The organism is Variovorax sp. J22G73, from assembly GCF_030317035.1.
Classification (GTDB): domain Bacteria; phylum Pseudomonadota; class Gammaproteobacteria; order Burkholderiales; family Burkholderiaceae_C; genus Variovorax.
In genome coordinates, this window is sequence record NZ_JASZYK010000007.1 from 203,377 (window position 1) to 217,672 (window position 14,296).

At 65.3% G+C, this 14,296-nt stretch carries 11 protein-coding genes and 3 pseudogenes; 11 read left to right on the forward strand and 3 right to left on the reverse strand.

What is annotated here, in order from left to right:
• Nucleotides 1–7 precede the first annotated feature (7 nt).
• From QTI51_RS24460 to QTI51_RS24500, 9 genes and pseudogenes are all read left to right on the forward strand, one after another.
• Nucleotides 8–1,717, forward strand: coding sequence for a serine hydrolase domain-containing protein (locus QTI51_RS24460; RefSeq protein WP_286516368.1), 1,710 nt, complete (start codon nt 8–10; stop codon nt 1,715–1,717).
• Nucleotides 1,714–3,150: pseudogene (locus QTI51_RS24465) on the forward strand (M81 family metallopeptidase); the annotation flags it as partial. The gene QTI51_RS24460 and the pseudogene QTI51_RS24465, both read left to right, overlap by 4 nt.
• Nucleotides 3,151–3,309: 159 nt before the next feature.
• Nucleotides 3,310–4,119 (forward strand): annotated as a pseudogene (locus QTI51_RS24470) (alpha/beta fold hydrolase); the annotation flags it as partial.
• A gap of 23 nt (nt 4,120–4,142) precedes the next feature.
• A complete protein-coding gene (locus QTI51_RS24475) occupies nt 4,143–5,369 on the forward strand; it encodes an alanine racemase (RefSeq protein WP_116911119.1) in 1,227 nt (408 codons plus the stop codon).
• A 33-nt stretch (nt 5,370–5,402) separates the two neighbouring features.
• On the forward strand, nt 5,403–6,290 hold the full coding sequence (locus QTI51_RS24480) for a MotA/TolQ/ExbB proton channel family protein (protein ID WP_286516367.1): 888 nt from the start codon (nt 5,403–5,405) through the stop codon (nt 6,288–6,290).
• Nucleotides 6,291–6,327: 37 nt separating this feature from the next.
• Nucleotides 6,328–6,756: an ExbD/TolR family protein gene (locus tag QTI51_RS24485; protein WP_116910933.1), complete on the forward strand. Its 429-nt coding sequence runs from the start codon at nt 6,328–6,330 to the stop codon at nt 6,754–6,756.
• A gap of 12 nt (nt 6,757–6,768) precedes the next feature.
• On the forward strand, nt 6,769–7,203 hold the full coding sequence (locus tag QTI51_RS24490) for an ExbD/TolR family protein (protein ID WP_116910932.1): 435 nt from the start codon (nt 6,769–6,771) through the stop codon (nt 7,201–7,203).
• On the forward strand, nt 7,200–7,856 hold the full coding sequence (locus QTI51_RS24495) for an energy transducer TonB (RefSeq protein ID WP_165840384.1): 657 nt from the start codon (nt 7,200–7,202) through the stop codon (nt 7,854–7,856). Before QTI51_RS24490 ends, QTI51_RS24495 begins: the two co-directional genes overlap by 4 nt.
• 423 nt (nt 7,857–8,279) lie before the next feature.
• Nucleotides 8,280–9,414: pseudogene (locus QTI51_RS24500) on the forward strand (IS3 family transposase).
• 348 nt (nt 9,415–9,762) lie between these two features.
• Here the strand turns inward: QTI51_RS24500 and QTI51_RS24505 are convergent.
• The 3 genes from QTI51_RS24505 to QTI51_RS38960 all read right to left on the reverse strand — a co-directional run bounded on the left by QTI51_RS24505 (nt 9,763) and on the right by QTI51_RS38960 (nt 11,561).
• Entirely contained in the window at nt 9,763–10,368 is a 606-nt protein-coding gene (locus QTI51_RS24505; RefSeq protein ID WP_286516365.1) for a hypothetical protein, read from the reverse strand.
• A 772-nt stretch (nt 10,369–11,140) separates the two neighbouring features.
• Entirely contained in the window at nt 11,141–11,422 is a 282-nt protein-coding gene (locus QTI51_RS24510) for a hypothetical protein (RefSeq protein ID WP_286516364.1), read from the reverse strand.
• 13 nt (nt 11,423–11,435) lie between these two features.
• A complete protein-coding gene (locus QTI51_RS38960) occupies nt 11,436–11,561 on the reverse strand; it encodes a YHYH domain-containing protein (protein WP_286516363.1) in 126 nt (41 codons plus the stop codon).
• A 256-nt stretch (nt 11,562–11,817) separates the two neighbouring features.
• Here QTI51_RS38960 and QTI51_RS24515 point away from each other — a divergent pair, with 256 nt between their 5' ends.
• Nucleotides 11,818–12,423 (forward strand): hypothetical protein, encoded by a 606-nt coding sequence (locus QTI51_RS24515; protein WP_286516361.1) that lies wholly within the window; start codon nt 11,818–11,820, stop codon nt 12,421–12,423.
• A gap of 953 nt (nt 12,424–13,376) precedes the next feature.
• A complete protein-coding gene (locus tag QTI51_RS24520) occupies nt 13,377–14,258 on the forward strand; it encodes an alpha/beta hydrolase (protein WP_286516360.1) in 882 nt (293 codons plus the stop codon).
• The last annotated feature ends 38 nt before the right edge of the window (nt 14,259–14,296 follow it).

Consider the following 14,296-nt stretch of genomic DNA (forward strand, 5'->3'; position numbering starts at 1 on the left):
GCCTTTCATGCCACAACCAAATTCTTCCTCTCTTCCCGACTCCGAACCCTCCGCCGTTGACGGAGCCGATGCCGCCGCGCTCGCCGCCATCGACGCACTGCTGGCGCCCTTCGCCCGCAGCGACGCTCCCGGCCTGGTGATCGGCATCGCGCGACACGGCCGCCTGCTGTACCGGCGCGCCACCGGCATGGCCAGCCTGGAAATGGGCGTGGCCCTCACGCCGACCACGCGCATGCGCATCGCCTCCACCAGCAAGCACTTCACCGCCATGGCCGTGCTGCTGCTGGCCGAAGACGGCCTGCTCGACGTGGAAGACCCGGTGCACAAGCACCTGCCCGAAATGCCGGCGCTGAGCGCCAACGGCCCCACGCTGCGCCACCTGCTGGCGCACACCAGCGGCTGGCGCGGCCACGACGAGCTGTGGGCCATTGCGCACGGCCTCACCTTCACTCAACCAGGGCCGGGGCTGCCCGCCATGGCGCGCCAGGGCGAGCTCAACTTCGAGCCCGGCACGCACATGGTCTACAGCAACGGCGGCTACCACCTGCTCGCGAAGATCGTGGAGCGCGTGAGCAAGCGGGGCTTCAACGACTTCCTGAAAGAGCGCCTGTTCGGCCCGCTGGGCATGCCCGACACCTTCTCGGTGGCGACCGACCTCGACGTGGTGCCCGGCCTGGCCGGCCTCTACATGCCCGCGCCCGGCGGCGGATGGCAGCGCGGCGTGTACCCGTGCGAACTCGACGGCGGCGGGTCGCTGGTGTCGACGGTGGACGACATGCTGCGCTGGCAGGCGCACATGCGCGCCGACAAGAAGACCGTGGGCAGCGCGGAGAGCTGGGCGCTGCTGTCGGCGCCGACCACGCTGTCGTCGGGCTCGCAGGTGCACTACGGCTTCGGGCTGGCGCGCCACCCGTACCGCGGCGTCGACATCGTCCACCACGCGGGCGCGGTGCTCGGCGCCACGTCGCAGATGCTCAGCGTGCCGGCCCATGGGCTGGACATCATCGTGATGGTGAACGGCGCGCCCGTGGCGCCTTCGCCGCTGGCGCTGAAGGTGGTCGAGCTGCTGCTGGGCGATGCGCTCGAAGCGCCCGAGGTGCGGCCACTGGCCAGCGACTTCTCCGCGCTGGTGGGCCAGCACTACCACGCGCCGTCCACCGGCAGCGTGCTGGGCTTTGCCGACGTGGCGGGCAAGCTGGCCATGTCGTGGCAGGCCTCGCCCGCGCAGCCGCTGCACCAGGGCGACGGCAAGCTGTGGCTGGGCCTGCAGGACCTGCCGGTGAACGACCTGGTGCTGGACGCCGCCGACATCGCTGCGCGCGGCGACCGCACGGGCGCGCCCGACACGCTGGTGCTGCACGAAGGCGGCCTGCCGCGCCGCTTCGAGCGCCTGTCCGAAAACGCGCCCGATGCCGCCGCGCTGGCCGACGCGCTGTGCGGCGACTACGCCAGCGCCGACCTCGACGCGACCGCGCGCATGGCGCTGGTCGACGGCACGCTGCTGCTCACGGTGCAGGGCCGCCACGGTCAGCACGTGTGCGCGCTGACGCCGCTGTCGGCCGACGTGATGACGCTCACCTCGAACGACCCCGTGCTCGCCCGCATGGGCAAGTCGGTTCTGAACGTGGAGCGCAAGGCCGGCCGCGTCGTGGGACTGCGGCTGGACACCCTGCGCACCCGAAACATCCACCTTGCCCGTCAGGAGTCACGCGCATGAAGTTCTTCACCGCCCTGCTCGCCACCGAGACCAACACCTTCGTCTCCGCCCCCACGGGCTGGGGCAGCTTCAACGAATACGGCGTGTTCCACGGCGACTCCAGCACGCGCAACGCGGACGGCTACGGCATGTTCGCGATCGAGGTGCGCAACCTGCTCGCCGCCGAGGGCCACGAGATGGTCGAGAGCCTGCTGGCGTTCGCGCAGCCGCTGGGGCGCACCGTGCGCACGGTGTACGAGAGCCTGCGCGACGAGATCCTGGACGACCTGCGCAAGGCCGGCCCGGTGGACGGCGTGATTCTGGTGCTGCACGGCGCCATGGTGGCCGACGGCTACGACGACTGCGAGGGCGACCTCATCTCGCGCGTGCGCGCCATCGTCGGGCCCAAGGTGACGATCGGCGTGGAGCTCGACCTGCACTGCCACTTCACGCAGCAGATGCTGACCGAGTCGGACGTGATCGTCGGCTACAAGGAATATCCGCACACCGACGCGGTGCTGCGCCTGCGCGAGCTGGTGCGCATCGTGGTGGACGCCGCGCAGGGCCGCGTGCAACCGGTGACGGCCGTGCACGACTGCCGCATGGTGGGACTGTGGCACACCACGCGCGAGCCGATGGCCGGCTTCGTGCGCCGCATGGAGGCCAGCGAGAAGCTGCCGGGCGTGTTGTCGGTGTCGCTGGGCCATGGCTTTCCGTGGGCCGACGTGCCCGAGTCCGGCGCCAAGCTGTGGGTGGTGACGGACAACGACCCGGTGCTGGCCGCCAGACTGGCCGACGAGCTGGGCCGCGAGTTCTGGGCGCTGCGCCACCAGACCGGCGCGCGCGCGCCCTCGGTGGACGAGACGCTCGACGAAGCCATGGCCCTGCAGGGTGGTCCGGTGGTGATTGCCGACATGGCCGACAACGCCGGCGGCGGTGCCACCAGCGACAGCACCTTCGTGCTGCGCGCGATGGTCGAGCGCGGCATCGCCGACGTGGCGCTGGGCGGCGTGTGGGACCTGGGCGCCATCCAGCTGTGCCGCGACGCGGGCGTGGGCGCGAGCTTCGAGCTGCGCCTGGGCGGCAAATGCGGCCCCACCTCGGGCGACCCGATCGACCTGCGCGTGACCGTCCGGGGCGTGGCGGAAGCGCATTCGCAGGGCGGCCTCGCCGGCACGCGCACGCCCATGGGCGCCAGCGTGTGGGTGCAGGCCGCGAACGGCGTGGACATCGTGCTCATCAGCAAGCGCAACCAGGTGATGTCGCCCGACCTGTTCACCGGCCTGGGCATTGCGCTGGAGGGCAAGAAGCTGGTCGTGGTGAAGTCGGCGCAGCACTTTCATGCGCAGTTCGCGCCGCTTGCCAAGGCGGTGCTGTACGTGTCGACGCCGGCGGCGCTGAGCAACGACTTCGCCAACCTGCCCTACCGCGTGCGCGACCTGGACTACTGGCCGCGCGTGGAACAACCGAAGCGCCGGCCCGCGCAGGCGGCCGGCCCGTGGACGCTGGACGCCCCCGGCGAGCTGTACGCCATCGACGGACGCGCCATGCACCTGCAGCGCAGCGGCCCCGCGCCGGCCGGCGCGCTGCAGCCCACGCTGGTGATCGAGGCGGGCGGCGGCTGCGCCTCGTCGCTCTACGGGCGGCTGCAGCAGGTGCTGTCGGCGAAGTACCCCGTGCTCAGCTACGACCGCGCCGGCATGGGCTGGAGCGAAGCCGACCCCGAGCCCTTGGACGGCCAGCGCAACGCGCACCGGCTGCATGCCCTGTTGAGCGCCGCTGGCGTGACAGGGCCTGTGGTGCTGGTCGGCCATTCGCTGGGCGGCCTGCTGAACCGCATCTACACCGGCCTGTATCCCGCGCAGGTGGTCGGGCTGGTGATGCTCGATGCCAGCCACCCCGACCAGTGCGAACTGTTCAGGCAGCCGCTGCCGCAGGCGCACCTGGACGCGGAGCGCGCGAAGCGCATCGCCTTCCAGGCCGGTGGCGAGCCGCCGCCGGAAATGGCGCCGATCGAGGCTGTCTTCGCGGACATGCCCGAGGTGGTGCGGCAGCTGAAGGCGACCTACACGGCCCAGGCCATCGACACGATGGTGACGGAGCACACGGGGCTGCCGAAGGTGACGCAGCAGGCCGCGGCATCACCCGACCTGGGCGCCCGCCCACTCGCCGTGCTGTGGGCGGCGCAGCCGCCGCTGCCGCCGGGTACTGGCGCGACCAAAAACACGGCAGCCGATGCGGCAGCCGACGTGCAGCGCCGCTGGCCCGAGTACCAGCACGACCATGCCGCGCTGTCGACGCGCGGACGCGTGCAGCTGGTGGAAGGCGCCGCGCACATGACGCTGGTGATGCTGCCGCCGTTCGTGCAGCAGATCGCGCAAGCGGTCGATTTGATGATGGCCGAGCTCGGATGGGCGCGGTGATGGAGATCGAGCGAACGATGCAGATGACCCAGCTTTCCCGCACCGCCCTCGGCGAACTCACCACGCCCGCGCTGCTGCTCGACGCCACCGTGCTCGAGCGCAACTGCGAGGCGATGGCGCAGCGCGCGGCACGCCATGGCGTGGCGCTGCGCCCGCACCTGAAGACCTCGAAGTCGGCCGAGGTGGCGCGCCTGGCCACGCGCGGGCACAGCGGCGCGATCACGGTGTCGACCGTGGCCGAGGCCGACTACTTCGCGCGCCACGGCTTCCTGGACATCACCTATGCCGTCGGCATTGCCGCCGGCAAGATCGACGCGCTGCACCTGGTGCAACGCACGCACGGCGCGCGCATCACGCTGCTGGCCGACCGCGTCGAGGCGGTGCGGGCCGCGGCCGCGCGGGCGCGCACGCTGGGCGCGCGCTTCGGCCTACTGGTAGAGATCGACACCGGCGGCGGCCGCGGCGGCGTCGCGCCCGACGACGAGGCGCTGCTGGCCGTCGCGCGCGAGGTGCAGCCCAGCGAATCGCTATGGCTGGCCGGCGTGCTCACGCATGCGGGCCACAGCTACCACGCCGCCGGGCTGGCGGCCATTCGCGGCATTGCCGAGGCCGAGCGCGCCGGCGCGGTGCATGCAGCCGCGCGGCTGCGCGCGGCCGGCTTCGAGGTGGGCACGGTCAGCGTGGGCGCCACGCCCACCGCGGTGTGCGCCGACCGGCTTGACGGCGTCACCGAGATGCGCCCCGGCGTCTACACCTTCTTCGACCTCGACCAGGCCGCGCGCGGCATCTGCCGCATCGAGGACATCGCGCTGTCGGTGCTGGCCACGGTGATCGGCCACAACCCGCGCTCGCGTCGGGTGCTGATCGACGCGGGCGCGCTCGCGCTGTCGAAGGACGAATCGGGCGCGGAGTTTCGCGACGGGCTGGGCTTCGGCCTGGTGTGCGCGGCGCAGGGCACGACGCCGCTGGGCGGGCTGCGGGTGGCGGAGCTGCACCAGGAGCACGGGCTGGTCGCTTGTGAAGGCGATGGCAAGGCCGGCGTGCAGGCCATGTTCGACGCGCTGCCCCTGGGCAGCCGCGTGCGCATCCTGCCGCACCACGCCTGCATGACCGCCGCGCCCTACGACCGGTACCACGTCGTGCGCGGCAACGGCACGGGCGTGCACGCCGTGTGGGGGAAGGCGCAGGGCTGGCACGCGGCGACGCCTTCGGCCTTGCACGACGCAGCGACTGCAGCTGCAGCGGCCTGATTCGAGACACGTTCTGTTTTTTTGGAGTCACTCATGATGAAAACCTTCCGCGCCAGGCTGATGGCCGTCGCCGCCCCTTTCGTTCTGGCACTCACCCTGGCGGCCACGCCGCATGCGGCCGATGCGCAAGCTCCGGCGGCGCCTGCTGCCATTGCCGAGCCCACGACGGCGAACGCCCCCGCCCCCGCTGCATCGGCTGCCACGGCGCCGACCGCCTCCCCTGCCGCCTCCCCCACCACTTCAGCACCCGCCGCGGCGAAGGTCGACAACCCCTACGGCGTGGGCGCGCTCTGGGCGCAGAGCGACCTGGTGGCCAAGACCGTGCTGCTCATCCTGGCGATCATGTCGATGGGCAGCTGGTACGTCATCGTCACCAAGCTGCTCGAGCAGATGCGCATGGGCCGCCAGGCGAAGGAGGTCGACAACGAGTTCTGGAACGAAGGCACCGTGCAGGCCGGCACCGCGCGGCTGGCCGAAGGCAGCCCCTTCCGCTTCATTGCCGACGCGGGCGTGCACGCCACCAAGAAGCACGACGGCCTGCGCGGCAAGGTCGACTTCGCCGACTTCGTCGACCTGTGCATCCACCGCGCCACCGAGCGCGTGCAGCGCCGGCTGAGCAACGGCATGTCGCTGCTGGCCACCGTGGGTTCGACCGCGCCCTTCGTGGGCCTGTTCGGCACGGTCTGGGGCATCTACCACGCGCTCACCGCCATCGGCATCGCGGGGCAGGCGTCGATCGACAAGGTGGCCGGGCCGGTGGGCGAGTCGCTCATCATGACCGCCATCGGCCTGGCCGTGGCCGTGCCCGCGGTGCTGGGCTACAACTGGCTCCTGCGGCGCAACATCACCGTGATGGACGACGTGCGCGAGTTCAGCGGCGAGCTGCACTCGGTGATCCTGGCCGGCAGCGCCCCGGCCTGAGCGCCGCGCGACCGCACGCAAGCGAGCGACCCACACCATGGCGATGAACATCCCATCCGCCGGCGGCGACGAGGAACAGGCCATTGCCGCCATCAACACCACGCCGCTGGTCGACGTGATGCTGGTGCTGCTGATCATCTTCCTCATCACCATTCCGGTGGTCAATTACTCGGTGCCGGTGGACGTGCCCAAGCAGCGCAACGAGGTGCGCGAAAGCAAGCCCGAGACCGTGGTGCTGTCGGTGGACGCCGCGGGCCGCATCTACTGGTACGACACCCCCGTGCGCGACGTGGCGAGCCTGGCGGACAAGCTGAAGAAAGTGGCCGCAATGACGCCGCAGCCCGAGGTGCACATCCGCGGCGACTGGCACTCCGACTACGAGCCCGTCGGCAAGATCATCTTCGCGTGCCAGTCGGCCGGCATCGTGAAGGTGGGCTTCATCACCGAGCCCCCCGCGCGCAACTGAGAAGGCACAGCCATGCGAAAAGAAAAGCAGGGGCGCCGCAGCGGCACCCCGTCCGACGAGCCCATGATGGACATCAACACCACCCCGCTGATCGACGTGATGCTGGTGCTGCTGATCATGCTGATCATCACCATCCCGATCCAGCTGCATGCGGTGAACCTGAACATGCCCAACGGCAACCCGCCGCCCAGCGACATCAAGCCCGAGGTGCTGCGCATCGACATCGACGCGCGCAGCACCGTGCTGTGGAACGGCGAGGCGGTGGCCGAGCTGACGGAGGTGGAGCGGCGCTTCGAGCAGGTCGCCGCGCAGCCGGTGCAGCCCGAGGTGCACCTGCGCCCCGACAAGGCCGCCAGGTACAACGTGGTGGCCGGCGTGATGGCCTCGGCGCAACGCTCGGGCCTGACCAAGCTGGGCATCATGGGTTCGGAGCAGTTCATTCCATGAGCCGCACCAACGACTTCGACCCCAAGTCCCGCTTCGGCCCCGTGGGCATCGGCGTGATGGTGCTGTTTCATGTGCTGGTCGGCTACGCGCTGGTCTCGGGCCTGGCGCGCCAGGCGGTGGAGATGATCAAGAAGCCGATGGACGCGACCATCATCGCGGAGGTCAAGCTGCCGCCGCCCCCGCCGCCTCCCCCACCGCCGCCGAAGAAGGTCATCAAGCAGGAGACGCCCAAGGCGCCGCCCCCGCCCAAGCCGGCCTACGTGCCGCCGCCGGCCGTGACCCCGCCGCCGAGCACCGCGCCCGCGATCACCGCGGTGCAGACCACCGAGCCCATCGCGCCGCCGCCGGCCGCACCGCCTGCGCCTCCCGCGCCGCCGGCCCCTCCGGCGCAGGCGACCTCGACAGACATCGCCGTGGCCTGCCCGCGGCAGGTGAAGCCCGAGATGCCGCGCAAGGCGCTGGACGAAGGCATCAGCGGCGTGGTGAAGGCGGAAGTGCGCATCAAGGGCGGGCGCGTGACGGAGGTGCGCTTCCTGTCGGGGCCCAAGGTGTACCAGTCGGCGGTGCGCTCGGCCATGATGCGCTACGAGTGCCAGACGACAGGGGATGCGGAGATCCTGGCGACGCAGGAGTTCGTGTTCAAGATCGAATAGGCGGGGGGGACCTGCTTTTGCGACCGGGGCGTTGCGCCGGGGCCTGTCCCCGCGCAATGCCTTTTTTGTTTGCGGCTTGGTTTGCGGCTCGGGAACGTACAGGCAAAAAAATAGCCCCTTGCGGGGCCATTCTTGGAGGGAGGGAGGCGGCAGCATGTCGGGCTGCAAAGGGCATGAATACTGGCGAATCCGATTTTTCCTTTTCGTCTGTGCCCCCATGGATGCCCCCAAACATGTGTTGCTGGTCACCTCATACGCTACACAGCGAATAGCTGTCTCGCTCCAACTCTCTGCCGGCCCCGCACTGTGGTGTTCTGCACACACATCCATCGCTCATCTGTGGATTCCAACGTGGTGACCTGCCCCCTCCCGGCCGTACCAGCGTAATGGCAGTGAAGTCCGTCAACTTGGAGAATGACGGACATGAGAAAGAGCAGATACACCGAGGAGCAGATCATCGGTTTCATCAAGCAAGCCGAGTCCGGCTTGCCGATCAAAGATCTGTGCCGCAAGGGCGGCTTCAGCGATGCGACCTTCTACAAATGGCGCGCCAAATACGGCGGGATGGACGTGCCCGATGCCAGGCGCCTGCGTGAGCTCGAGGCCGAGAACAACAAACTCAAGAAGCTGCTGGCCGAAGCGCACCTGGACATCCACGCGCTGAACACGGCCTTCGGTGTAAAGCGATAGCCCCGCAAGCCAAGCGCGCGGCCGTCGCCATCATGATCGGGGAATGCGATCTGAGCGAGCGACGTGCCTGCAGGCTTGTGGGCTCTCCCGCGACAGCTATCGCAATCCACCCGAGGCCGATGCCATGACGCAAGAGCTCAGCAGCAAGATCGTCGAGATCGCGCATGCACGTCGGCGCTTCGGCTATCGGCGCATCCACGACATGCTGCGCCCGCACTTCCCGGGCGTGAACCACAAGCGCGTCTACCGCCTGTACAGCGCGGCCAACCTGGCGGTGCGCAAGCGCAAGAAGGTCAAACGCCCCGCGAGCGAGCGCGTTCCGCTGCAACTGGCCACGACGGTCAATGAGGTATGGAGCATGGACTTCGTCAGCGACAGCCTGAGCACGGGACGACGCATCAAGTGCTTGACCGTGGCCGATGACTTCAGCCACGAGTGCGTGAGTATCTCGGTGGACTGGGGAATCTCGGGGCAATACGTTACGCGACTGCTGGATCAAGCGGCCGTGTTCAGAGGCTACCCGCTGGCTGTGCGCACCGACAACGGCCCGGAGTTCACCAGTCGCGCCTTCATGGGCTGGGCGCAGGCCCACGGCATCCGTCACATCTTGATCGAGCCGGGACGGCCCATGCAGAACGGCTACATCGAGAGCTTCAACGGCAAGTTCAGGGACGAGTGCCTGAACGAACAGTGGTTCGAGACACTGCAGCAGGCCCGCTCGGCCATCACGCTCTGGCGCCAGGACTACAACGAGGTCAGGCCGCACAGCAGTTGCCAGCGAATGCCTCCGTCGAAGTTCGCCGAGCTGCATCGCCAGCGCGCTGGCGATGCAGCTCGATCCAGCTCAACAACCACCGAGATCAATTAATCTTGCAACCCCGGACTTCCTCGTTATGAATGGCATGGCAGAAGGGGGCAGGTCAATCACGGTTGCCCAGCGCGGTGGCGCTTGGTGGGCTTGGGTGGAATTCGAGCAAGATATGGAGTACGGAGAGAAATCCGTTCAGGTTCCAGTCTTCAGGCACCGAGTGCTTGGCACGTGCAGCACGAAATTGGCATCAGTCAGAGCGGGAAACGAGTACGCGTATATGACGCTTGCCGATGCGGTAGTCGCGATCCACTAGTCGTGGAATGGCGCTGCAGATGGACTGATTAATCTGGGCGTGGCCAGAAGGAATGCTGGCGAAAGATCACGTGAAGAGTTGCACGTGGTATTTCACCAAAGAAAATCCCCATGTCTCGTGTATTCCCTGCACGCCAAGTCGAAGGCTGCATCAACATCACGCAAGTCCTGCGCGGCAAAGCTCGAGAGGTTCATGCGATGAAGGAATGCTGCCGTCGTCAATCGGTCCCACAAAGACTGAATTTGATTCAGTGCCCCTGCATCGGTCTCACAATCCTTGCTGGACACCCGAAAGAGAGCAACGCCCTTGGACAGGATCTCGAACGAGCGCTGAACGCTTCGATCCTTTGGGTTCGTCGCCCATTCGCCTTTTTGATCATTCCACTTGTAGCCCCCATCGACCTCTATACCAACGATGAACGAGAGTGAGGGTTGATGCAGCCACGACACGACCCAAAGCTGGTCGATGATGAAGGGGGTCTGTGGAGAAGCTCTATCTATCCACACCGAGCTTAAAATTCCATCCAAGCTTAACAAATGATGCTGCGGCCAACTGTTGGGTGGCGAAATCACGGACGGTGCCCACGCTGGCGACGGGTGAGCAGCAAACAGTTCGAGCGCAGCCTGCCAAGCGCGGCTCTCTGCAGCTTCCCCAGCAGGCTGCGGAATACACACCTTGTCAGGAATACGGCCGCTCATTTGCGTTTTTAAATGCGTATAGACAGTCCAGTGATTGGTTGGAGAGGTTCCGGGCTGCGGCCGTATAGGTTTTGTACGAAAGTACCCGTCTTGGATTGATTCCCTAACGTCTTGTATATCCGGAAAATTGCTCAGTTGTTTAAGCAACGTGCCCGCTGGCGGTGGATACGCTGGCGAGTATTTGCAGGAGATCGAGAGGTCACTTAAGTCCGGTAATACGCAACGAGCGGGCGCAGGAACCTCAAAGAACGGAAAGCTAGCTGGTAGCACGCGAGTCATGTGGGGTCCGAGTGGTTGTAATTGGGGCCGTATGTTGACTGGTCGTATTACTTGGCCGTTTGGTTTCAGCTTTCCCAAGCCGGCAATGAAGTGCCGTTTTCCTGCGGATTCCGTCAGATATTGTGTTGCCAACCGCAGGATTCAGCGTAAAAGGATTCGAGGAGGCTATCGCTTTGACCAGGCCTACGAATGCCTGCGCACTAGCTTGCTTGAATGGCGCACCATCCAACCATAAGCGCCCATCAGTAATCGTCCATACGGTACCAAAAACACTGCTCAGAGGATCCAACGTGGAAGGCCACCAATGACGTCCCTAAACCTGAGTCCGACTGGTTGCGACATAAGAAGGCCTAGCAGTATCAAGACGCCGACGCTGAGCTCGAGTAATGAGCATCTAGCTTAGCCAGCCTCAGCCGGAAATCCTCATGGCGACGTGATCGAAGTCGTACCGGCCCGCAAGCCACGCGTAGATATCCTCCACCGGCAAGCCATGTCAGTCCTGAGACTTCGTGCCGGGCTTGCCGGTATAGGGGTTCACATTTCCCTTGGTGGACCAGTTGTCCGCCTTGGTGCCATTCGGATTCGTTGCGTGGCTCGGCGCGACGTAGGTCCCGTTGCTTTTGACGTAGCCGCTGGTCGAATGGCTTCCGGTCGATGCCCCGGAGCTGTATGAGTTGGAACCGCCGTGGCTATTGGAGCCATGACCGCCGCCGCCGCGGGCGAAGCCTGACGAGCCGAATGCCAAGAGTGCAACCAGCACGATGATCGATTTCATTTTTTGCTCCGTGTCAATGGCAGTGCGAGCCACCAGTTTTGTGATCTCGATGGCACCCGTTCTTGTCAGTGCCGCCAGAATGAGCCAGCGCGCCGCAACTTAAACACAACGCAGCAATCAGCACAGCGATCTTCTTCATATCGTCTCCTCATTTTGGCAAGGACTGAAGTGTGAGCTTCTGTAGCATGGGTTCTACAAGGGTTTGCGAGCCCTCTCCCATAAACATGGGACTCCTTGTGTGGCGCGAACGCGTGTTGCGCACCCGGCTTGCCGGTACGCCTCGGCCACCGCGGTGACACGGCCGCCGCTACCATCCAACATGGGCGGCATCTCAAGCCTGCCTGACCCGGGCGTCGAAGGTCGGGTGAAAGGCGCCCAAAAAACAAAGGAATACGGTGGCAGAAATTACGACAGCAGTTGCGGGCCTTGTCGGCGTCGTTATTGGTGGCGGAATTACCAGCCTACAGAAGTGGCTGGAGTACCGCGCCTCTCGCGCGACCGCGAGAGGATACCTGTCGGTGCGCGTTACGTGCGAAATTGACCACTATTGCGAGGCTTGCCTTGCTGTGGCTCATGACGATGGCGAATACAACGAGCAAGGGCTGGTTGAGACAAGCGTGCCGTCACCGAACTTCGATGTGTCCGCTCTCGACGTGGACTGGAAGTCAATAGAGCCAGCACTTTGCTATCGGATACTAAATATGCCTGCAGTCATCAGGAGCGCCCGAGAAACGATCGGACCAAAGTGGGAAGCAGACCCGCCCGACTTTTGGCAGTACTTTCGTGCTCGCAAAAAAGGCCACTGTGAACTGGGGCTCACGGCCTTCGGGATTGCAGCAAGTCTGCGCCAAAGTGCTGGCTTGCCACAGTCCGATTTCGACTTTTCCGGGGCGTTCAAAACAGTCCTGTCCGAAGTCGCCGCAGAGGACACGGAAAGGGAGGCCCGTCACTTGGCGTTCAGGGCGTCTTCACCCCATATTTTTCCCGTCGTGACCGACTGACGACGAAGAAAACAAGATGACTTTATTGCGAACGAATTTGCCGTAGTGTGGACCACGTAGGAGTTCACGACCATATCTGCAAAGCCCGCCCCGTGCTGGCTTTTCACGGTCCTTTTCTTGTCCTTCGCCGACCCTGCCGCACGGCTATCGACGGCGGCCGCCCACATAGTGGCTGCCCTTGCCACTGCTGTGGCCACCGACGCGCCGGCTTCCTGAACGATTCGCCGCCGCAAAAGTCGGCGCCGATGCCGCGCCAGCGGGATCGAAACCCCGGCTGCCCGGCGTGGCCAGAAAACCTGCGTTTGAGCTGCCGGCAGCAGATGCGATCAAGATGGCGAGCAACGTTGTCTTCATGTTTTAGTCGCCTCGGTACGAGCTGAGTCGGGCGCCCGGTTTACCCGCAATTCGGCGAGTTCTTGATGGGATGCTCTCACGTTGCAAGCGTGCTTGCGACTCCGCTGAATCCCATGTAATGGGGATAGACCGTAGCTCTCCGAGCCCGCTACGCTGACCGCCTCGACGCGTCAACAAGCCCGCGCGGGCTGATGCGCCGTAATGCTGACGAGAACATGCCGGAGGGGCAGATGAGGCGTAAAAAACTACCGGTGCTCAGAGCGGACACGCTCGACCTGGTCTGCAGGTTGACCACTGCGACGGCCATACTGATCCTCGGTGGCTGTGCATCGCAGGGCGTTCCAACGCCTGCCCCGACTACCTCACCAAATTCTTCGCCGCCTGTAATCGCTCCGCCTCCCGTCGCGGCGATACCTCCAACATCAACCGGCACGGTGACGCCTCCAACGCCAGTGCCACCGCCTGCTCGAGGTGACAAGCGGAAGCCCGTAATTGTCCCCGTCTTGTTCGGAACGAATCGCGTCCCGCTGGCGCGAGTCCAAGGCAAAGTGCAGGGCTATGGCACGTCACGCGGCCCACTCGCCTATGGCCAAGCGGTCGTGAGCATTCCTCCGTTCCGGAACAAGGGCGAAATCCCGACGCCGCCGAACGGCTTCGAAGACTACGCAATGTTCAAAAATCCCATGCGCTACTTCAGGCTATTGGACGCCGACCAGATCTCTGAGGGAGATATCGCTCGTATCACGGCTGATTTCTTCAAGGGTAAACCTGGCAAGCACAGTGCCTTGGTCTTCGTTCACGGCTACAACGTCGCCTTTCAGGCCGCAGCATTTCGTGCAGCGCAAATGTCGTTCGACATGGAACTGCAGAGCATGCCGGTGTTCTTCAGCTGGGCCTCCAAAGCGGGAACCGCCGCTTACTGGAGAGACGAGAACACCGCATTACAAAGCGTGCCGGACTTCAAGAAGTTCCTCACAACCTACCTCAGCGGATCAAACATCGACCAAATCGTCATTGTGGCGCACAGCATGGGCTCTCGCATCGTCACATCAGCTCTCGTGGAGATGATCGAACGCGATCCAAAGATCGCGAAGAGGCTGCTTCACCTTGTTCTCGCTGCTCCGGACCTGGATGCCGCAGTTTTCAAAGAGCAGGTGATGCCTGTTCTTGTTGACGCCGGCGTTCCGGTGACTATCTACGCCTCGTCGAAAGATAAAGCGCTGCGGACCTCCGTCGAAATGCACGGATTCAGCCGCGTCGGCTCGGCGGGCAAAGAGATTGTTTTCGGCAACGGTTTAGAGACCATCGACGCCTCCGCGATCGATACCGATTTCCTCGGACATTCGTACTTTGCTTCCTCCCCGGCACTGATCCGAGACATCGGCGCGCTTATCGTAGAAGGCAAACGCGCGGCTTCGCGCCCGAACCTCAAGCCACGCCCAAGCGAGGCTGATCCTCGTTACTGGCAAATGCGGCAATAAAAAGCGCCGCTGATCGCGCAGCGTCCACGGTGCTATGT